The following is a 19,683-nucleotide window of genomic DNA, read 5'->3' as shown; positions in this document are numbered from 1 at the left end:
CATGAGCGCCGGACACGACGGGCCCCACGGCATCGACGCGCTGATGGCCGCCCTCATCGACGACCCGCTGCCCGAGTCGGCCGCCGGCGACCCGGTCTTCCTCGCCGAGCACCGGTCCGCCCGGGCCGACGTCGCCGTGCTGCGCGAGCAGCTGCGGATCATCGGCGAGACCCTGACGGAGCCCGCGCCGGCCCCGAAACCCGTTCCCGTACGTCCCTCCCGGGCCCGGCGCCGGGCCCGCACCCTCGCCTTCGGCACCCTCGCGGTGGCCGCCGTCGCCGGTGTGGTCACGGGCCTGGGATGGCTGTCCGGGCACATCGGCGCGGCCTCGCAGGACGCGGGCACCAGCGCCGACTCGGCCTCCAAGGCGGAGTCGGGCGTCCGCTTCGGCAGCCCGGCCTACCTGGCCTGCGCCACCACGGTCGCCGAGGGCGAGGTCACCGTGGTCCGGCAGTTCCCCGGAGAACTCCAGGTCACCGTGCATGTCACCCGCTCCTACAAGCCGTCCTCCGGTCCCGCGGACCTCACGTACGTGATCGGCGAGTACGACACTCCCGAACCCCTGGTGAAGGGCACCCGGGTCCTGTTCGGGGTGACCGAGGGCTCACCGGTGCCCGATCACTGGGCCGTCGGGGAGAAGGCGGTCGCCCGGGAACGGGCCTGGATCACCGCTTCGCTGCCCGAGTCGCGCACGCTGACCTGCTGAGGCATGCGAAAGGGCGGGCGCCCTCACGGACGCCCGCCCCTTTTCGCCGTACGGAGAAGTGTTACGGCGTGACCTTCTCGATCTTCACGCTGCCGATGCCGGCGACCGTGCCGCGCGCGTTGACGAGGCTGACCTGGCCGAAGAACTCACGGCCCGCCGGTGCGGCCGCCAGGGCGGTGACGCTGCCGGAGACGGTCGCCGAGGCGCCCGTGCCGAGCTTGACCGGCCCGTCGGAGACGGTGACGGTGCCCAGGGCGCTGGAGAAGAACACGTCCTGGTAGTCGTATGCGGTGGAGCCGGCCGGGACCGAGTAGCCCGTGACCTCGACGGTGTACGTGCCGGCGGCGGGCGAGGCGACCGAGACCGCCTCCTCCGAGTCACCGTCGGCGGAGCTGCCGACCACGGTGCCCGCCGCGTTCTTGACCGCCAGGTCGAGGTCGGCGGACGGGTCGGAGACGTTGCCGATGGCGACGTTGAGGGACGTGGCGCCCGCGGGCACCTCGACCGTGCTGGTCTGGACGACGCCTTCGGTGATCGTCGGGCGGGCCGTCTTGGACGAGCCGAGGGGGCCGCCGGCCAGCTTGCCGTCGATCGCGGCGAACTTGTTGGTCACCGTCCAGGAGGCGCTGACCGGGGTGTTGACCTTGGCCTCGGGGACGGTCACGGTCGCCGGGTCGAAGACCGCGCTGTAGACGGCGACGTCCAGCTTGTACGGGTTGTCGAGCAGCGCCGAGGTGCGGCGCGACTCGACCTCGACCTCCCAGACACCGGCCTGCGGGTTCGCGTACGAACGCGCGTCGGGCTTGCAGCCGTTGGTGTTCGGGTAGTTGCTGTAGCAGTACGGGGTGCCGGTGTCCTCGACCGCGACGCCGTACGGGTGGATCGAGATGAAGCGGGTCTGGCTCTTGTCCTTGAGCCCGCCGATCGCGACCTCCAGAGCGGTGGCGCCCTCGGGGACGGTCAGGAAGTAGTGCTGCGTGCTGTTGCGCTGCACGGTGTTCGACGCGGAGAAGGTGTACTGCACCGGCGTCGAGACGATGACCGTGGTCATGATCTGCTTGTCGACACCCTCGGTCCTCGGGTCGTCGAGCTCCAGGATGGCGCTCTTGATGCCCGCGGACTTCGGAGCGGCCTGGACCTTGACGGTCACCGGCTGGTTGAGCGGGAGACTCACGTCGCCCTTGCCGACGACCTTGAAGGTGTCACCGGCGTTGTTCTCGATGCGCAGCTTGTGCCGGACCGGCTTGTCCACGCCGGACGTACGGGTGATCGTGACGTCGTACGTCTTCTTCTGGCCGGCCTTCAGGCCGCCCTCGCGGTCGTAGACACCGGTGCCGAAGCCGGGGGTCTTCAGCAGCTGGTCGAGCGCGGTGTCGACGGGCGCCTTGACGGTGTAGTCCGCGGCGGTCGCCTTGTGCGTGATGGCGTCCCAGGCGTCGACGATGTCGATGCGGCCCGCGCCTTCCTCGTACGCCTGCAGACCCTTGATGTGGCCGGCGGTCGAGGTCAGTGCCGTGCGCAGGACCTGCGGGGAGAGCGCGATGCCCTTCTGCTTGGCGGCGCTCAGCAGCAGCGCGGAGGCGCCGGCGGCCTGCGGGGAGGCCATCGAGGTGCCCTGGAGCATCGAGTAGCCGGCCGGCAGCGTGTAGCCCGACTCGGCGACCGGGGAGCCCGGCAGCCAGGTCTGCGTGGTGTTGATCGCGGCGCCGGGGGCGACGAGGGTCGGCGCGAAGCCGCCGTCCTCACGCGGACCGCGCGAGGAGAAGGGCATCAGCCAGTACTTCTTCGTCACCTGCGAGCCGTAGTTGGAGGCCCAGGTCTCCTTGGAGATGGCCGCGCCCACCGAGATGACCTTGTCGGCCAGGCCGGGGTCGCCGATGGTGTTCGCGCCGGAGCCGGAGTTGCCCGCGGAGATCACGAGCTGGACGCCGTAGGTGTCGATGAGGCGCGTGTACAGCTCGGCGCGCGCGTTGTTGCCGTCGTTGAGGGCGGGCAGGCCGCCGATCGACATGTTGACGATGTCGACGCCGCGGTTGACGACGAGGTCGATCATGCCCTCGGTCAGCGCCACGTTGGTGCAGCCGCCGCTCCAGGTGCAGGCACGCGAGGAGACGATCTTCGCGCCCGGGGCCGCGCCGTTCATCCGGCCGCCGAACAGGCCCTTGGCGGCGGTGATGCCGGCGACGTGGGTGCCGTGTTCGGACTCGATGACGCCGATGTTGACGTAGTCGGCCTTGCTCCCGGCGGCGTCGTAGACGACGTCCTTGCGGATCTCGACGACGAAGGGCTGGCGCTCGACGACGTCGGTCGACGGGTTGTCCGTGCCGAAGTAGCCGACCTGGTAGCCGTCCTTGTACGGCTTCATCGGGGTGTCGTCGGAGAAGTCGTTGTTGTTGTTCAGGTCGACCCGGACGGTTCCGGCGGCCGCGTCGTAGAGGACGCCCCAGACGTCGGTGGTGTCGCCGTCGCGGTTGGCGTCGCCCTTGGCGTCACCGCCGGCGGTGACCGACTCGCGGAACAGGTTGAACTGGTAGGAGCCCGCCGGGGCCTTCCAGGTGGCGCCCGCGATGGTGAAGGTCGGGCCGCTGACGGGGTTGTTCATCCGGCGCCAGGTGGCGTCGCCGTCGGAGACCGGGTCGGTCGACGTCACCCAGTCGACGATCTTCCGCTCACCGGTGGTGGTCTTCTGCAGCGCCGGGTGGCCGAGGTCGACGCCGGAGTCCAGGATGCCGATGGTGACGCCGCGGCCGTCCGCCTTCGGGTGGTCCTTCACGAAGTCGACGGCGCCCGTCTCGAAGGACGGGTTGTACGGGTTCGTGGCGGGGGTCTTCTTGTCGGGCGCCGGGTAGGTGACCGGGGCCTCGCCCTTGCTGCTCTTGGCACCCTTGACGGTGTCGGCGCTCGGCGTGGGGTCGTCCAGCGGGATGTCCTGCTTGACGTCGATGCCGTGCACGGAGGAGAGCTTCGCGGCGGCGGCGATGGCCGAGTCCGCCTTCGCGGTGGGGACGGTGGCCCGGACGTAGCCGAGCTTGTCGTACGTGAGGCCCACCATGCCGCCCTTGACCGCGTCCAGCTCCGCGGCGACCTGCTCGGTCCTGCCGGGGGCGGTGGCGACCATCAACGTGATGCTCTTGGCGCCGTCGGCCTTGGCCTCGGCGAGCGCGTCGGCGTCGTCCGAACCGAGCTTCGCGGCAGCGGGCTTCAGGCCCGGGTCGGAAGCGGCGGGCGCGTCGTCCGCGGCGGCGGAGAAGGCCATGGGTATCGGTCCCGCCGCGGACAGGGCGGCGACCAGACCGGCGGCCACCGCTATTCGCGCCACACGTCTCGCGCCCGTTGTCGGTGTGGGCTGGGGGGTGAGGGTCATCGGCATCCCTTGTAGGTAAAGGAACGAGCAGGCGTGTGACCGGAACCGATCGGCCCTGATCACGATGATCCGGAAGGAGACCCCGGATGAGCGCCCAGCTTTACCCATGGGAAGGATGTTTAGGGAGAGTTGACCGAATCGATATGGGTGTATGGGGAAAACCCGCGATGCCCTTTGGGTTGTTCACGGGCTTTCGTGGTATTGGCCAATATGCGTGACCAACCGGGCAATTCGCCCCAGGGGTTCTCGCCGCAGGAAGCCTCGGTCCAGGGCCTTCGGCGCAGGTGGCCCCGGTTCAGGCGTCCTTGGCGCGCGCGTAGTGCCGGGATGCCTTCGCGCGGTTGCCGCAGGTCGCCATCGAGCACCAGCGCCGGGTGCCGTTCCTCGACGTGTCGAAGAAGTGGAGTACGCACGACTCGTGGGCGCATGGCCGGATCCGGTCCGGCGCGGTGCCGAGCAGCCACAGGTAGTTGCGGGCGGCGAGCCAGGCCGGGGCCCAGGCGGGGTCGCTCAACTCGGGCCGCTCGACCGGCCCTTGAGGGGTGAGCGAGACCCGGACGCGTCCGTGCCCGAGCACGGCGTCGACCAGCGGCGCCCCCTTCTCCAGGGAGCCGTCCACCACCGTGTGCAGGGCCTCCCGGGCCTGGAGGAGGTGCCGCAGCATTCCGGCGTCCGGGGTGTGGGCGTCCCTCAGCCCGGCCGAGTCGAGCCACACCGCGAGTCCGTCGACATCGGTGAGGAGGTCCTGCCGGCTCCCCTCGCTCATCCACCGCGTGTTGAGCAGGTCGAGCGCGAGCGGCTCACCGGTGAGCGGGCGGGGGTCGCGGGGGGCGGACATGTGGGGCTCCCTTTCCGTGCTAACCGGTCAAGACTACGTGACTGGTTGCGCTTGCCGATCCTAACCTTTAAAGTCACTTACAAGGGTTAAGTGAGTGGATCAGCCGAACCAAAGGGGACAGCCGTGACCTTGCGCACCGGCCACATAGGCCTGAACGTCACCGACCTCGACCGTTCGCTCGCCTTCTACCGGGACGTCCTCGGCTTCACGCCCCTCGCCGAGGGCAAGGAGGAGGGCCGCCGCTACGCCTTCCTCGGTGACGGCGAGACCCTCGTCCTCACCCTCTGGCAGCAGGCACAGCAGCCGTACGGCCCCGACCGCGCGGGCCTGCACCACCTCGCCCTGGAGGCGGACTCGATCGACAAGGTCCGGCAGTACGAGGAGGCGCTGCGCGAGTACGGCGTGGACTTCGCGTACGACGGCGTGGTCGCCCACCGCGAGGGCGCCGGGTCGGGCGGCATCTTCTTCCACGACCCCGACGGCACCCGCCTGGAGATCTCCGTCCCGAGCGGTGCCGAGGATTCCCCGGCACCCTCCGGATCGGCTCCGACCTGCGGGTTCTTCTAGCCATGGCGGTCTATCACGCGGGCTCGCGTGCCGTGCAGGACCGGGTGGGAGTGCGTGAGCAGGCGGATCACGTGGGCCGCTCGGTCGGCCAGGGCATCAGGGAGGTCGCCGCGGCCTTCCTGGAACTGCAGCCCCTGCTCGTCGCCGGTGCCGCGGACCCCGCCACGGGCCGGGTCTGGGCGTCGCCGCTCACGGGGACGCCGGGCTTCGTCCGGGCGACGGGTCCGCGCCGCATCTCCGTCGCGGGCGGGTGGCTGCCGGCCGACCCCCTCGCGACGGCGTTCGCCACACCCGGCACACCCGTCGGCACGATCGCCCTCGACCCCCGGACCCGTCGCCGTATGCGTCTCAACGGCCGACTAGACCCCACGGCGCGGGGGTTCGCGGTGGAGGCCGACCAGGTGTTCGCGAACTGCCCGAAGTACCTGCAGCGGAGACAGGGGTACGAGGTGGTGGCCGACCGTCGGCGAGGCAGTGCCGTGCACGGCGGTGAACTCACGCCCGCACAGGCCGAGTTCATCACCGCGGCGGACACCTTCTTCCTGGCGTCCGTACACGGGGGCGGGGCCGACGTCAGCCATCGGGGCGGCAACCCCGGCTTCGTACAGGCCTGTTCACCGGGCGAGCTCAGCTGGCCCGACTACCCCGGCAACTCGATGTTCCTGACCCTGGGCAACCTCGCCGCCGACCCACGGGCCGGCCTGCTGTTCCTCGACTGGACGACCGGCACGGCACTGCAGCTGACGGGCGAGGCGCACACCGACTTCGGCCCGGATCGCAGGGTCCGCTTCACCGTACGAGAGGTCGTCGAGACCCCGTCGGCCCTCCCGCTGCGCTGGTCCGCGCCCGAATACTCACCGGCCAATCCGGACCCGGCGCACTAACTTCGGCGTATGCGCAAGAAGTTGAGGGTGGCGGCCTACGCCATATGCGTCCGCGACGGACAACTCCTGCTCGCCCGCTGGATCGACGGCCACGGGCGGGCCGAGTGGGCGCTGCCCGGCGGCGGCATGGAACACGGCGAGGACCCGTACGACACCGTGCTGCGCGAGGTGGAGGAGGAGACGGGCCACCACGTCGAGGTCACCGGTCTGCTCGGCGTGCGGTCGGTGCGCTTCCCCGCCCGGCGCCGCTTCGGCCGCAGGGTCGACCAGCAGCACGTGGGGCTCATGTACGAGGCCCGGGTCGTCGGCGGCGAACTGCGCAACGAGATCGGCGGCTCCACGGACATGGCCGCATGGCACGACCTGGACGCGGTACCCGCGCTGACACGGGTGCCCGCGGTCGACTTCGGCCTGCGCCTGTGGCGGGAGCGGCCGGTGACCGGACGGCCCGGGGGATAGGTGTCCTACCCCGGAAGATGAACGCGGCGTAGCCGCTCCCCGGCTGTTCGACGAGCGCTCATGAACGCGCAGGGTGGGCCAAGATCGACGTACGGTGATCGGTGTTGCGCGTTGCTGTCTCGTTCACGCGCAGGTCATCCCCAGTGCCAAGCATCCAGTGAGAGCGGGTTGTTCGCTGACGCGATCACCCGTGACCACTGCCGACGCAGTTCGCACTCGGGGAGATCGCGCCATGTCGCGCACACGCTCTGTCGCCAGCACCACGCTGGGGGTCCACCGCCGTACCGTCCTCGCCGCCGCGGGCGCCGCCGCCGTCTCCGTGGGCGTCGGCTACGCCTTGCGGCCCACCGACAGCCAGGCCGCGACGGGCACCGGTGCCGCCGCCGAGGCGCCGGTCGCCCAGTCCGTCCACCAGGCCGCCGCCCCGGTCGAGGTGCCCCTCGCCCCGTACACCCGCGGCACCACCGTCGCCTCCATCGCGGCCCCGCGCACGAGCTCCGGCTACCGGCGGCTCGGCGACGGCGCCGGCTGGAGCCGCAAGGTGCGCTCCGACCTCGCCGCCCCGAAGTCCGGGCGGGCCGGGCGGCGTACCTCGCTGGCCGCGTTCGTGCAGTTCACCGACCTGCACCTGATGGACAGCCAGCACCCGATGCGCCTGGAGTACCTGCGCTCGACCGACGTGCACTCCTGGCGGCCCCAGGAGGCGCTCACCGTGCCCGGGGCGATCTCGCTCGTCGAGCGGGTCAACGCGCTGCGCGGCGGGCCCGTCACCGGCGCCCCGCTCCAGTTCGCCATGACGACCGGCGACAACACGGACAACAACTCCCGCCACGAACTGGACTGGTTCCTCACCGTCATGAGCGGTGGCCGCATCACCCCCAACTCCGGGGACCCGCGCCACTACGAGGGCGTCCAGAACAGCGGCCTCAAGCAGTACTGGCAGCCCGACTCGACCACCCGCGACCAGGACAAGCAGCTCGGTTTCCCGCACCTGTCGGGCTACCTGGCCGCCGCCATCCGCGAGGTGAACAGCCCCGGCCTGAACATCCCCTGGTACTCCACGGTCGGCAACCACGACAGCCTGCCGCTGGGCTGCTACGGCCACGGCGACTCCTGGCTCGCCGAGTACGCCGTCGGCGGCAAGAAGCTCATGTCGCTGCCCGCGTCCGAGGCGAAGAAGCTCCAGGACATGATCCGCAAGGCCGGCGACCCCCAGGGCCACAACTTCCGCGACCTGCTCAAGGCGCACGCCCGGAACATGCGCTCGGTCACCCCCGACGAACGGCGCGCCCCCTACACGGCCCGCGACTACCTCACGGCCCACCTCGACCCCGCGTACCGGGGTGTCGGCCCGGTCGGCCACGGCTACTCCACCGCCAACCTCGACGCGGGCACCCAGTACTACAGCTTCCGCATCTCCGACGACGTCGTGGGCGTCAGCCTCGACACCACCGATCCGGGCGGCCACTACGAGGGGTCCATCGGCACCAAGCAGCTGCGGTGGCTGGAGCGGACGCTGCGGGAGAACAAGGACTCCTTCGTCGTCGTCTTCAGCCACCACACCAGCGACTCGATGGACAACTTCCGCCGGGACCCGGCCCACCCGGGCGAGCGGCGGTACGGCGGCCAGGACGTCGTCGCCCTGCTCGCCAGCCACAGCAACGTCCTGGCCTGGGTCAACGGCCACATCCACCGCAATGTGATCACCGCCCACTCGGCTCCCGACGGCCGCTCCTTCTGGGAGATCTCCACCGCCTCCCACATCGACTTCCCGCACCTGGCCCGGGTCATCGAGCTGGTGGACAACAAGGACGGCACGATCTCGATCTTCACCACCCTGGTCGAGTCCGCGGCCCCGCACCGCACCGACTTCGCCGACCTCTCCCAGACCGGCCTCGCGGCCCTCTACCGCGAACTGGCCTACAACGCCCCCGGTTCGAGCGACAAGCTGGGCGGCGGCTCGGTGGACCGGAACACGGAGCTGGTGTTGAAGAAGGGCTGAAACCGGCCCAACCCCTTTGATCCACCTCAACCTTCTTCCTCAGGCGGGGGTCTCTCCCGCCGATCACGCTGACCGGGCGTGCCCGAAACAGGGGGAAGAGATGACCGTACGTACGACTGTGGTGGTCGGGGCGACTGCCGTGGCACTCACGACCGGCCTCGCCGCCCCGGCGATGGCGGCCGGGTCCGATACTCATGCGGCCACCCGGCAGGCCGTCCGTGCCGCGGTGAAGGACGGTGTGCCGGGCGTGACGCTGACGGCGAAGGACGGCCGGAGCACCTGGTCGGCCACCGCCGGGGTCGGCGATCTCAGGACACACGCGCCGCGTTCGGCGGACGACCGCTACCGCGTCGGCTCCATCACCAAGACCTTCGTCTCCACCGTGCTGCTCCAACTGGAGGCGGAAGGGCGGCTGTCGCTCGACGACAAGGTCGACAAGTGGCTGCCGGGCCTGGTCCACGGCAACGGCCACGACGGCGGCCGGATCACGGTCCGCCAGCTCCTCAACCACACGAGCGGAATCTTCAACTACACCGCCGACGACACGTTCGGGCGGACGTACTTCCTCAAGGACGGCTTCCTCAAGCACCGTTACGACACCAAGAGCGCCGGGGAACTCGTCGCGATCGCCATGACCCACAAGCCGGACTTCGCGCCGGGCGCGTCCTGGAACTACTCCAACACCAACTACGTCGTGGCGGGCATGGTGATCCAGAAGGTCACCGGCCGGTCGTACGGCGAGGAGATCCGCCACCGCATCATCGGCCCCCTGCACCTGAGGGCCACCTCGGTCCCGGGCACCCGCGTCACCGTCCCGCAGCCCAGCAGCCGGGCCTACTCCAAGCTGGCGCAGACGGCGACGGGACCGACGTACGACGTCACGAGGCTGAACCCCTCGCTGGCCTCCTCGGCGGGCGAGATGATCTCCGACTCGGCCGATCTGGACCGCTTCTACTCGGCCCTGCTCAGGGGCAGGCTCCTCCCGCCGAAGCAGCTGAAGGAGATGAAGACCACCGTGGCGGTCGAAGGCATCCCCAATGCGGGCTACGGCCTCGGCCTGATCGACCGCGAGCTCAGCTGCGGGGTCCATGTGTGGGGCCACGACGGCGGCATCCACGGCTCCTCCTCGGCGGCCGTGACCACCGCCGACGGCCGGCACTCCGTCGCCTTCAACTTCAACGGTGACTGGTCGGGAAACAGCGACGCGGTGCTCGAAGCGGAGTTCTGCGGCAAGTAGTTGCGCCGACTCGGATCCGAAGCACCCAGTTCATCCGGACGTAATGTCCGTACCGCCTCATATCGGCTAACCCGCACTTCACGGGGATGGCTCGATTTCATGTGCAAGGCGGGTGGTCGTGTGCGTACGGGACGCGAACTGCGAGTGCTGTCGGTGTACGAGGGTTTCTTCTCCGGTGGGGCCCGGATCGTGCACAGCGACATCGTTCTGGGCCTCACCGAGGGCGGCCAGCGCCATCAGGTGCTCAGTCTGTACGGCGAGGTGCACCGGGAGGCGACCCGCCAGCTGATGGCGGACGACACCTGCTACCGCGCGCTGACCGCGGCCGGGGTGGGTGTCACCACCCTCGGCCGCACCTTCCGCGGCACCGGCGTTCCGGCCGGGTTCACCGGCCCGGAACTGGCCGAAACCGCCCGGGCGACGGCGGGCGCGGACGTCATCCTGTCCCTGAAGGAACAGCCGCTGGGGCTGCTCAACCAGGCCGGGCTGCCGCGCCGCCCGGTCGTGGTCTGTCTGCACCGCTCCGACCCGGAGAACCAGGGCGCCGCCCTCGGCGAACTGAAGGCCGCCATCGCCGACGGCACGGTCGTGGCCTGCGTCTGCTGCGCCGAGTCCACGAGGGCCGCCTACCAGGCCGCCGGCATCCCCGCGGGCCTGCTCCACGTGATCCCCAACGGCGTCGACCTCTTCCGCTTCCGCCCCGACGCGGCCCGCCGTCTCGCGACCCGCACGGAACTCGGCATCGGCCCCGCGGCCCCCGTGGTCGTCTTCGCCGCCCGCTACGACGCCATGAAGAACGTGCCCCTGCTGCTCGCCGCCGCCCGCGCCTGGCTCGGCCGTGTCCCCGACGGGCAGGTGCTGATGTGCGGGGCGGGCATGACGGCGGCGAACACGGGCCTGACGGCTGACGTCGCGGAGGCGTTCGGTACCCGGCCGGGCCTCACGGACCGGCTGCGCCTGCTCGGCGTCCGGCGCGACATGGAGATGCTCTACGCCGCCTCCGACGTTGTCGCCCTCACCTCCGCGTGGGGCGAGGCGGCACCCCTGTGCCTGATCGAGGGCATGATGTGCGGCGCGGTCCCGGTGGCGACCGACGTCGGCGACAGCGCGGCGATCGTGGCGGGCCACGGCCTGGTCACGGCCCCGGACCCGGAGGTGATCGCGGCGGCGTGGTCACAGGCGGTGGCCTCCCGCGCCGACCTCGCCCCGGCCCTCGTCGCGAGCCGTGAACGCTTCAGCCGTACGAGGATGATCGCGTCGTACGCGGCCCTGCTGGACCGCACCGCGGCGGATGTCCTCCCGGAGTTCGACGACTCCCCGGCCGCCTGACCTACTTCACCACGGTGACCGGTGTGCCCATGGCGGCGAACTCCCACATGGCGGCGCCGTCCGCCGCGCGCTCCCGGACGGCGCCGGTGCGAAGACCGGGATTCGGGGACGGCGAGGATCCGTCGACCGCGTTGGAGAAGGCGGAACTGGTTCCGAAGTACACGGCGTGCTCGATCGACACCCCGTCGGATCCCGTGCCCTGTTCCCGCCGGAAGGAGACCTTGTACGACCCGGGGGCCGGGGTGATCGTCCCGGCCCACACGGTGAAGGACCGCAGAGCGGCGCCCTTGTCGTCGACCAGCCACACGCGCTTCTGGCCCGTCGAGTAGACGACCCGCCGCCCCGTGCCGGAATCGCCGGGAACGGGGTTCTGCGGCTTCGGGGTGCTCGACGGGGAGCGCTTGGCGGCCGGCGTGGAGGCGCCGGCACTCAGGCCGTCCTTCGGCGCGTGCTGGTGCGCCTGTACCGTCAGCGCACCCACGGTGACCAGTGCGCCCACCAGCAGGGCGGTTATCCAGGCACCCGAAGGAACTCTGCGGCTCGACACTCGACTATTCTCCACGATCATCCCGACGCGAACACGCGGATGGCCCGCGGTGACCTCAGGCTATCGGAGCGGAGCGACCCGCCCGCCGTCCCGTCCAGGACCGGGCGACCGGTGCGAATCCGCGCCGAACTCCTCGGCCGGCGCCGTGACTTGGAGGAGGGGCCCCCGGCTCCCCGACGCCGACGGCCCCTCCTCTCCCCTCCTGATCCCGCCCCGGTCCGTCACTACCGGGGCAGCACCACGACATAGGCGGCGGGATCCCGGTCGCCGGAGGCCATCAGGGCCGTGCGGACGACCGCCGCCTGCTGTTCCCTCGCGTCCCGGAGCTTGCGCGGGGTGATGTGGACGACCGTGATGCCGAGGCGCTCCAGGTGCTCGCGCTTGCGGGCGTACTCGGACCACACGGCGTCGTCGTCCTGCTGACGGCCCTGACGCGGGGCGCGGGTGTCCAGCTCCACCGCGACAGCCTGCTCCGGCCAGTACGCGTCCAGTCCGCCCAGGTGCGGCCCGCCCGGCAGCCTCAGGTCCACGTTCCACACCGGGTCGGGGAGGCCGTACTCCTCGACCATCCGGTACAGGCGGTCCTCCGCGATCGCGCGGCCCTCGGCGAGCAGGGAGTCCACCGCGTCCACCACGTGCGGGCGGTTCAGGAGCTTGGCGTTGTTCAGCTCGCGGACGACCGCCGCGGGTTCGCAGTGGCCGCCGCGCACCGCCTCGGTGAGCAGCCGGCGTACGGTGCCTGCGTCCGTCAGTTCGGTGACCGCGTCGGCGAGGGCGCGCGGGACCGGGGCGACCGGGACGCCGGTGACCTGCTCGGCGGCGGGGAGTGTCGAGGTGCGGACGATCCGGGCGCCGCCCGCCGAGCGCAGCCGGCGGAGCCGGGGGACCAGGACGTCGATGCGGTCCAGGGAGAGCAGGGGCGGCGTCTCGGTGAAGCCGTGCAGCGTCAGCGCCGCGAGTCCGGTGATCATCGCCTCCGTGTACACCGGCCGGTGCGGTTCCTCCGCGCCCGGCTGGACCGGCACCCCCGTGCCGCGTTCCCGTGCCGCGTACATCAGCACCGCGTGCAGCCGCTCCTCGCTGGTCGGTGGGCCCGCGTGGAGCAGGAACACGCCCGGGAGGATCTGCTGCCAGGGGCCGCCGGGCCTGCACTGCTCGTTCGCCTCGGCGGCAGAGACACCCTGCGAGCGGAGCCGGCCGGCCGTCACGACACGGCGGTGCACCTCGGCGAGGTGGCGCAGGGGGCGGGGGGAGACCGGGGGGACCGGGGCGTTGTGGTTCATGCAGCGGAGATTCCCGCAGTTCGTCCGGCTCCTAACCGCTGTTACACGCCCGTCGACACATACGGACAAGGCGGTACTAAAGGACGGGTGTTCGGGTGCCGAGTACACAGCGAAAACCCCTGGTCCATTCGGGTCGGACCAGGGGTTACGGCTGCTATTGACCGTATTTCGTAACGACTACCGGGCGCCCAAGCTCAGGCCAAAGGTCACCCGTGGTTGACGGCCCCGGCATCGCACGCCTGCCCCCGCAGCGCCCGCGCCAGATCGTCCCGTCCCTCCAGCACCAGCCGCCGCAGCGCGGGTGCCGCGTCCTCGTGCGCGGCGAGCCACGCGTCGGCCGCGTCCAGCGTGGCCTGCGAGTCCTGCAGGGAGGGGAACAGCCCCGACACGATGTTCATCGCGATCTGGATCGACCGCTCCTGCCACACCCGCTCGATCGTCGCGAAGTACTTCTCCGCGTACGGCGCCAGCAGCTCCCGCTGCGACGGCTGCACGAAGCCCGCGATCGTCGCCTCGACCTGCGCGTTGGACAGCGCCTCCGACTCCACGACCTGCACCCACGCCTGCGCCTTGACGGCCGCCGAGGGGCGGGCGGCGAGCGTGCGGACCTGGTGGCGCTTGCCGGACGCGGTGTCGTCCCGGGCCAGTTCGGCGGCCACCACGGCCTCGTCGGCGACGCCGTGCGCGGTCAGCGGCTCCAGGAACGCCCAGCGCAGCTCCTGGTCGACCACCAGCCCGTCCACCTTCTCCGTGCCGTCCAACAGGCCCCGCAGCAGCGCCAGTTCGTCCGGCGCCGACGCCACCGACGCGAAGAACCGCGCCCAGGCCAGTTGTTGCTCGCTGCCGGGCTCGGCGTTCCGCAGATCCCGCTCCGCGATGTGCGCCAGGATCTCCGCACCGATCTCGCGCCACCACGGCGGCGAGTAGTTGACCAGCGCCGAGTTCGCCCACGCGTGCAACATCTGGAGGACGCCGATGTCGGTCTCCCGGCGCCCGTACTGCGCCACCAGGTCGATGAAGTCGGGCGCGAGCAGCAATGCGTCCCGCGTCATGTTCCACAGCGCCGACCAGCACAGGGCGCGCGCCATCGGGTCGGTCAGCGCCCCGAGCCGGTCCCGCAGGGTCGCCAACGACACGGCGTCGAAACGGGTCTTGGCGTACGTGAGGTCCTCGTCGTTGACGAGCACCAGCTCCGGCGCGTCCGCACCGGCCAGCTCCACCACGACCGTACGCGGGCCGTCGACGTCCACCTCGGCCCGCTCGTACCGGACGAGACGCCTGTCCTCCGTCCGGTAGAGGCCCACGACCACCCGGTGCGGGCGGAGTTCGGGGTGGTCCGCCGGGGCAATGGCAGCCGCGTCCTGAAGCACCGTCAGCTCGGCGATCCGGCCACCCTCCACGTCCAACACCACCTGCGGGGTGAGGGAGTTGACCCCGGCCGTCTGGAGCCAGGACCGCGCCCACGTGTCCATGTCGCGCCCGCTGGTCTCCGCCAGCACCGACAGCAGATCACCGAGACCCGTGTTGCCGTACGCGTGCCGCTTGAAGTAGCGCCGCGCGCCCTCCAGGAACGCGTCCTGGCCGACGTACGCGACGAGCTGCTTCAGCACGGACGCGCCCTTGGCGTACGTGATGCCGTCGAAGTTGAGCTTGGCGTCCTGGAGGTCGCGGATGTCGGCGGTGATCGGGTGCGTGGAGGGCAGCTGGTCGGCGCGGTACGCCCAGGCCTTGCGGCGGTTGGCGAAGGTGATCCAGGCGTCCTTGAAGCGGGTCGCGCCGACGTTGGCGAAGGTGCCCATGAAGTCCGCGAAGGACTCCTTCAGCCACAGGTCGTCCCACCACACCATGGTGACCAGGTCGCCGAACCACATGTGCGCCATCTCGTGCAGGATGACGTTGGCCCGGCCCTCGTAGGACGCCTGGGTGACCTTGCCCCGAAAGATGAACTCCTCGCGGAAGGTGACGATCCCCGGGTTCTCCATCGCGCCGAGGTTGTACTCGGGCACGAACGCCTGGTCGTACTTCCCGAAGGGGTACGGGTAGTCGAAGTGCTCGTGGAAGAAGTCCAGGCCCTGCTTGGTGACGAGGAAGACGTCGTCGGAGTCGAAGTAGGGGGCGAGCCCCTTCCGGCACAGGGCACCGAGGGGGATCTCCAGCGTCGTGCCGTCGGCGAAGGTACGGGAGTACGAGTCGGTGACGTAGTGGTACGGCCCCGCCACCACGCACGTGATGTACGTCGAGATCGGCTTCGTCTCCGCGAACCGCCAGACACCGTCGGCCAGGTCCCCGGCCCCGTTGCTCCACACCGTCCAGCCCTCGGGGGCCCGCACCTCGAAGCGGTAGGGCGCCTTGAGGTCCGGCTGCTCGAAGTTCGCGTAGACCCGGCGGGAGTCGGCCGGCTCGTACTGCGTGTAGAGGTAGACCTCGCCGTCCTCGGGGTCGACGAAGCGGTGCATGCCCTCACCGGTGCGGGAGTAGGCGCACTGGGCGTCGACGATCAGCTCGTTGTCGGCCGCCAGGTCCTCCAGGGCGATCCGGGAGCCGTCGAAGACCTCGCCCGGGTCGAGGTCCCGGCCGTTCAGCGAGAGCGCCGTGACGCTCGGCGCGATCAGGTCCGCGAAGCTCGACGCGCCCGGCTCGTTGCACCGGAAGCGGATCGTGGTCACGGACCGGAACGTACGCGGTCCGTCCCCGGCCTGGTCGCCGACCGCCGAGCGCAGGTCGAGGGACACGTCGTACCCGTCGACGGACAGCAGGGCGGCCCGCTCCCGGGCCTCGTCACGGGACAGATTCTCACCGGGCACGGGGGGCACTCCCTCAGGTCGTGTTCAGCATGCGGACAGGCCCGATCCTGCCATGTGCCCCTGACATCGGTCAGCCGGGAATGGGGACGGCGACGGCCGGTGTTGCCAGGGGAAAGAACTCTTCTCTAGGAGACCCATGTCCGAGTCCGCGAGCGCTCCCGGCAAGACCCCCGTCGACTTCTGGTTCGACCCGCTGTGCCCCTGGGCCTGGATGACCTCCCGCTGGGTCCTGGAGGTCGAGAAGGTCCGTGACATCGAGGTGCGCTGGCACATCATGAGCCTGGCGGTGCTGAACGAACCGAAGATCGACGAGCTTCCCGAGGAGTACCGCGAGCTGCTGGAGACCAAGGCCTGGCAGCCGATCCGGGTGGTCACCGCGGCCTGGCAGAAGCACGGCTCCGACATCCTCGGCCCGCTGTACACCGCACTCGGCACCCGTATCCACAACGAGGGCCAGGGCCCGACGCGCGAGGCCGTCGAGGGCGCCCTGGCGGAGGTCGGCCTGCCCGCCGACCTGATCGAGTACTTCGACCAGAAGGACTTCGAGTTCGACGCCGAGCTGCGCGCCTCCCACAAGGAGGGCATCGACAAGGTCGGCCAGGACGTCGGCACCCCGGTCATCGCGGTCCCCGGCCCCGACGGCGAGCAGATCGCCTTCTTCGGCCCGGTCGTCACCCCGGCCCCCAAGGGCGAGGAGGCCGCCCGCCTCTGGGACGGCACCGTGGCGGTCGCCTCGGTCCCGGGCTTCTACGAGATCAAGCGCTCCCGCACGAAGGGGCCGGACTTCAGCAACCTGTAGTCAGTTCTTCGGCTCGGGGAAGGTACCGCCGTCGTGCACGTCGCCCAGCCGCTGGTACCGCCGGCAGCTCCCTCGTGAGCAGCGGTAGTACGCGTTCAGGCGGGTCCACTTCGGCTTGTTCTTGCGGACGTGTGCCTTCTCCTTGTCGTCCCTGAGGGTTTCGAACTCCTCGGACGAGCCGCAGTTCGGGCACGGCATCTTGGGCATGTGACCCCCCGGTGGCCCGAGGCCGGCTGCCTCGGCCCCGCGAGCGTAGGTCCTCGCGAGGCCGGGGCGGCAGCCCGGAACCGGTCCCGCCGCGGCCTCAGCGCCGTGCCCGCCCGCGTGCCTCCCGCAGCCGCACCAGGTGTTCCTCGTACCCCTTCGCGTAGTACGAGGCCCGCCCCGCGTCCGGCTCCACGATCGCCGTCGGCTCGGTCCACGCGGCCGCGTCCAGCGGGACCCCGTAGCGTTCCGCGGCCGCCAGCACCGCTCCCCGGGCGCCCACCTCCCCCTCGACGACCCGCAACGGCCGTCCCAGCACGTCCGCCAGCAACCGCATCCACGCGGAACTCCGCGTCCCGCCCCCGCACACCGCGAGCGACCCCGTCAGCCCCGCCGCCTCCAGACAGTGCCGGGCCGCGTACCCGATGCCCTCGCAGGTCGCCCGGACCAGGTCGGCCCTGGTCGTCTCCAGCGAGACCCCGCTCAGCTCGGCCCGCAGATGCGGCTCGACGAAGGGGGCCCGCTCGCCGGAGGGCGCGAAGTACGGCAGCACCCCGACCCCGTGCGCCCCCGGCGGGGTCGCGGCCAGCAGGTCGTCGACCTCGGCATGGGTGACGCCCGTCGTGGACAGCACCCAGTCCAGCGCCGCCGTCCCGACCATCGCCGGCATCGCCCGCAGCCGGTGCCCCGGCCGGTCGGTGGAGATGTACAGCCCGGCGGGCTCACCGCTCAGATCGAGCTCGGTCGTGGCGACCAGCGCCGCCAGACAGGTGCCGACGATGAGGAGTCCGTCGCCCGGCGCGGTGACCCCGGCGCCGAGCGCACAGGCCGGCAGGTCGTACGGCCCGTTCGACAGCCGGGTCCCGGGCGGCAGCCCCTCTCCCCGGGTCTCGCCGGTGGCGATCGGGTCACCGACGGGAGGCAGCAGCCGACGGCGACGGGTGAGTCCCAGCAGCTCCACCACCCCGTTGTCGTACGACCTCGTCCGCGGATCGAGGAACGGCATGGACGCGTCCGACACGTCCGACACCCCCAGGGTGGCACCCGTCAGCCGCTGGAAGACCATGTCCTTGCAGTACAGGGCGGCCGCGGCGGCATCCAGGGACTTCGGGTCGTGCCGGTCGAGCCAGGCCAGCAACGGCCCCGGCGAGCCGGGGAACATCGCGCCGCCGGTCCGCCGGAACACCGTCTCGAACGTGCCGTCCGCCAGCCACTGGTCGAGCAGTTCGTGGGCCCGCCCGTCCATCCAGGACACCGCGGACCGCACCGGCCGCCCCTCCCGGTCGACCAGCCACACCCCGTCACCCTGCCCGGTCAGTCCGGCCAGCTCCACCGGCTCGGGCACCCGCCCGGTCAGCCTGGCGAGGACGTCGACGACGGCGTCGTAGACCTCCGTCATGTCCTGCTCGACGAACCCGCCGTGCAGGGAGAGCTCCACCGGGCGTGACTCGACGGCCAGTTGACGGCCCTCGGCGTCGAAGGCGGCGGCCTTGACGACGGATGTGCCCACATCGATACCGACGTACATGAAGAAATCCCTTCCAGGTCACGTCAAGCAGTGCGCCAACCGCTCCCCCCGCACCCAGCGGCCCACCTCCTCCGCCGCGATCCTCGCCGCCTTCTCGGCCACCGAGCGGCTCGCCCCGCCGAGGTGCGGGGTCAGGACGACCCGGTCGGCCAGGGCGTGCAGCCGGGACTGGGGAGGCAGCGGTTCGTGCTCGTAGGTGTCGAGGGCTGCGGCCGACAGATGGCCGCTCTCCAGCGCGTCGCACAGGGCGGACTCGTCCAGGAGCGGTCCGCGGGCCACGTTCACCACGACCGCACCCTCGGGCAGCAGCGCCAGTTCACGGGCGCCGATCAGACCGCGGGTCTCGGCGGTGAGGCGGGCGTGCAGGGTGATCACCCGGGAGCGGGCGAGGAGCTGGTCGAGGGAGGAGACGCGCAGGCCGTGGATCTCGCCGCGCACATAGGGGTCGTACACCATCACCTGCGCCCCGAAGGCGCACAGTGCGCGCGCGACCCTGCTGCCGACGGCGCCGTAGCCGACGAGTCCGACGGGCAGGTCCTCCAGCTCCAGACCGCTGTGCTCGTACGTGTAGTAGGCGGCGCCCTCCCAGCTGCCCTGGCCGGCGAGCAGGCCGTGGGCCTGCGGGATGCGGCGCAGCGCGGCGAGCAGTGTGCCGACGGTGAACTCGGCGGTGGCGGCGGCGTTGCGGCCGGGCGCGAAGCACACCCGGACGTCCCGGGCCTTGGCCGCGTCCAGGTTCACGTTGACCGGGCCGCCGCGGCAGACCACGACCAGCCGCAGGGAGTCGGCGGCGGCCAGCACCCGCTCGGTGACCGGGCCCATCTGGGTGACCAGCACCTCCGCTCCCGGGAGCGCCTCGATCAGTTCGTCCTCGGCGTCGCTCGCCTCCGTCACCTCCGCGACGGGACCGAAGGGCTCCAGGGGCCAGCCGAGCGTCAACTCCCTCGTCCTGACCGGGATGCCGCCCAGCTCGGCCGCGACGGCCCCGGCGATCAGCCCCGGCAGCACGAAGTGGTCGCCGGCCGCCACGACACGTACGGGATCGGTCCTCTGGGTCATCGTCGACCTCCGGGTCGTTGCTTCACTGAGACGATGTTGAGCCGCGTGTCCGGGGTACGCATAGACCCCGTGC

At 71.2% G+C, this 19,683-nt stretch carries 16 protein-coding genes; 8 read left to right on the top strand and 8 right to left on the bottom strand.

The genetic code is table 11. The features are described from left to right. The first annotated feature begins 1 nt into the window (after position 1). Positions 2-706 (top strand): hypothetical protein, encoded by a 705-nt coding sequence (locus OHT57_RS18510; protein WP_328747535.1) that lies wholly within the window; start codon positions 2-4, stop codon positions 704-706. A 61-nt stretch (positions 707-767) separates the two neighbouring features. Here the strand turns inward: OHT57_RS18510 and OHT57_RS18505 are convergent, their stop codons facing one another. Next, on the bottom strand, positions 768-4,070 hold the full coding sequence (locus OHT57_RS18505) for a S8 family serine peptidase (protein ID WP_328747534.1): 3,303 nt from the start codon (positions 4,068-4,070) through the stop codon (positions 768-770). 295 nt (positions 4,071-4,365) lie between these two features. After that, positions 4,366-4,908, bottom strand: coding sequence for a CGNR zinc finger domain-containing protein (locus OHT57_RS18500; RefSeq protein ID WP_328747533.1), 543 nt, complete (start codon positions 4,906-4,908; stop codon positions 4,366-4,368). 123 nt (positions 4,909-5,031) lie between these two features. Here OHT57_RS18500 and OHT57_RS18495 point away from each other — a divergent pair, with 123 nt between their 5' ends. From OHT57_RS18495 to OHT57_RS18470, 6 genes are all read left to right on the top strand, one after another. Next, positions 5,032-5,475, top strand: a complete 444-nt coding sequence (locus OHT57_RS18495; RefSeq protein WP_328747532.1) for a VOC family protein — start codon at positions 5,032-5,034, stop codon at positions 5,473-5,475. Positions 5,476-5,477: 2 nt separating this feature from the next. Beyond that, a complete protein-coding gene (locus OHT57_RS18490; protein ID WP_328747531.1) occupies positions 5,478-6,359 on the top strand; it encodes a pyridoxamine 5'-phosphate oxidase family protein in 882 nt (293 codons plus the stop codon). 9 nt (positions 6,360-6,368) lie between these two features. Continuing rightward, on the top strand, positions 6,369-6,818 hold the full coding sequence (locus tag OHT57_RS18485) for an NUDIX hydrolase (protein WP_328747530.1): 450 nt from the start codon (positions 6,369-6,371) through the stop codon (positions 6,816-6,818). Positions 6,819-7,050: 232 nt separating this feature from the next. Next, positions 7,051-8,820, top strand: coding sequence for a TIGR03767 family metallophosphoesterase (locus tag OHT57_RS18480; RefSeq protein WP_328747529.1), 1,770 nt, complete (start codon positions 7,051-7,053; stop codon positions 8,818-8,820). 100 nt (positions 8,821-8,920) lie between these two features. Next, positions 8,921-10,057 (top strand): serine hydrolase domain-containing protein, encoded by a 1,137-nt coding sequence (locus tag OHT57_RS18475; RefSeq protein ID WP_328747528.1) that lies wholly within the window; start codon positions 8,921-8,923, stop codon positions 10,055-10,057. A gap of 144 nt (positions 10,058-10,201) precedes the next feature. Next, a complete protein-coding gene (locus OHT57_RS18470; protein ID WP_328753240.1) occupies positions 10,202-11,386 on the top strand; it encodes a glycosyltransferase in 1,185 nt (394 codons plus the stop codon). A gap of 1 nt (position 11,387) precedes the next feature. Here OHT57_RS18470 and OHT57_RS18465 read toward each other — a convergent pair whose 3' ends face one another. From OHT57_RS18465 to pepN, 3 genes are all read right to left on the bottom strand, one after another. Continuing rightward, positions 11,388-11,954 (bottom strand): hypothetical protein, encoded by a 567-nt coding sequence (locus tag OHT57_RS18465; protein WP_328747527.1) that lies wholly within the window; start codon positions 11,952-11,954, stop codon positions 11,388-11,390. A 203-nt stretch (positions 11,955-12,157) separates the two neighbouring features. Next, the gene (locus OHT57_RS18460; RefSeq protein ID WP_328747526.1) at positions 12,158-13,216 is read right to left on the bottom strand and encodes a hypothetical protein; all 1,059 of its coding nucleotides are present in this window, start codon (positions 13,214-13,216) and stop codon (positions 12,158-12,160) included. Positions 13,217-13,422: 206 nt separating this feature from the next. After that, entirely contained in the window at positions 13,423-16,020 is a 2,598-nt protein-coding gene (gene pepN / locus OHT57_RS18455) for an aminopeptidase N (protein WP_328747525.1), read from the bottom strand. Positions 16,021-16,156: 136 nt separating this feature from the next. Between pepN and OHT57_RS18450 the strand changes: the two genes are divergently transcribed. Then, positions 16,157-16,819, top strand: a complete 663-nt coding sequence (locus OHT57_RS18450; protein ID WP_328747524.1) for a mycothiol-dependent nitroreductase Rv2466c family protein — start codon at positions 16,157-16,159, stop codon at positions 16,817-16,819. On the opposite strand, the gene OHT57_RS18445 is transcribed toward OHT57_RS18450, so the two are convergent. From OHT57_RS18445 to OHT57_RS18435, 3 genes are all read right to left on the bottom strand, one after another. After that, on the bottom strand, positions 16,820-17,026 hold the full coding sequence (locus OHT57_RS18445; RefSeq protein WP_328747523.1) for a hypothetical protein: 207 nt from the start codon (positions 17,024-17,026) through the stop codon (positions 16,820-16,822). A 97-nt stretch (positions 17,027-17,123) separates the two neighbouring features. Further along, complete coding sequence (locus OHT57_RS18440) at positions 17,124-18,551, bottom strand: FGGY-family carbohydrate kinase (RefSeq protein ID WP_328747522.1); 1,428 nt, start codon at positions 18,549-18,551, stop codon at positions 17,124-17,126. An 18-nt stretch (positions 18,552-18,569) separates the two neighbouring features. Then, the gene (locus OHT57_RS18435; RefSeq protein WP_328747521.1) at positions 18,570-19,610 is read right to left on the bottom strand and encodes a 2-hydroxyacid dehydrogenase; all 1,041 of its coding nucleotides are present in this window, start codon (positions 19,608-19,610) and stop codon (positions 18,570-18,572) included. Between the last annotated feature and the right edge of the window lie 73 nt (positions 19,611-19,683).

It is taken from the genome of Streptomyces sp. NBC_00285 (assembly GCF_036174265.1).
In the GTDB taxonomy this organism is placed as follows: Bacteria; Actinomycetota; Actinomycetes; order Streptomycetales; family Streptomycetaceae; genus Streptomyces.
This window is presented reverse-complemented; position numbering and strand designations above follow the sequence as displayed.

What these genes read in the sequence shown, in the direction of transcription:
- OHT57_RS18465 (WP_328747527.1), bottom strand. Translation starts at nt 11,954, where the DNA reads ATGATCGTGGAGAATAGTCGAGTGTCGAGCCGCAGAGTTCCTTCGGGT.
- OHT57_RS18460 (WP_328747526.1), bottom strand. Translation starts at nt 13,216, where the DNA reads ATGAACCACAACGCCCCGGTCCCCCCGGTCTCCCCCCGCCCCCTGCGC.
- OHT57_RS18450 (WP_328747524.1), top strand. Translation starts at nt 16,157, where the DNA reads ATGTCCGAGTCCGCGAGCGCTCCCGGCAAGACCCCCGTCGACTTCTGG.
- OHT57_RS18500 (WP_328747533.1), bottom strand. Translation starts at nt 4,908, where the DNA reads ATGTCCGCCCCCCGCGACCCCCGCCCGCTCACCGGTGAGCCGCTCGCG.
- OHT57_RS18445 (WP_328747523.1), bottom strand. Translation starts at nt 17,026, where the DNA reads ATGCCCAAGATGCCGTGCCCGAACTGCGGCTCGTCCGAGGAGTTCGAA.
- OHT57_RS18490 (WP_328747531.1), top strand. Translation starts at nt 5,478, where the DNA reads ATGGCGGTCTATCACGCGGGCTCGCGTGCCGTGCAGGACCGGGTGGGA.
- OHT57_RS18440 (WP_328747522.1), bottom strand. Translation starts at nt 18,551, where the DNA reads ATGTACGTCGGTATCGATGTGGGCACATCCGTCGTCAAGGCCGCCGCC.
- OHT57_RS18435 (WP_328747521.1), bottom strand. Translation starts at nt 19,610, where the DNA reads ATGACCCAGAGGACCGATCCCGTACGTGTCGTGGCGGCCGGCGACCAC.
- OHT57_RS18480 (WP_328747529.1), top strand. Translation starts at nt 7,051, where the DNA reads ATGTCGCGCACACGCTCTGTCGCCAGCACCACGCTGGGGGTCCACCGC.
- OHT57_RS18510 (WP_328747535.1), top strand. Translation starts at nt 2, where the DNA reads ATGAGCGCCGGACACGACGGGCCCCACGGCATCGACGCGCTGATGGCC.
- OHT57_RS18505 (WP_328747534.1), bottom strand. Translation starts at nt 4,070, where the DNA reads ATGACCCTCACCCCCCAGCCCACACCGACAACGGGCGCGAGACGTGTG.
- OHT57_RS18475 (WP_328747528.1), top strand. Translation starts at nt 8,921, where the DNA reads ATGACCGTACGTACGACTGTGGTGGTCGGGGCGACTGCCGTGGCACTC.
- OHT57_RS18485 (WP_328747530.1), top strand. Translation starts at nt 6,369, where the DNA reads ATGCGCAAGAAGTTGAGGGTGGCGGCCTACGCCATATGCGTCCGCGAC.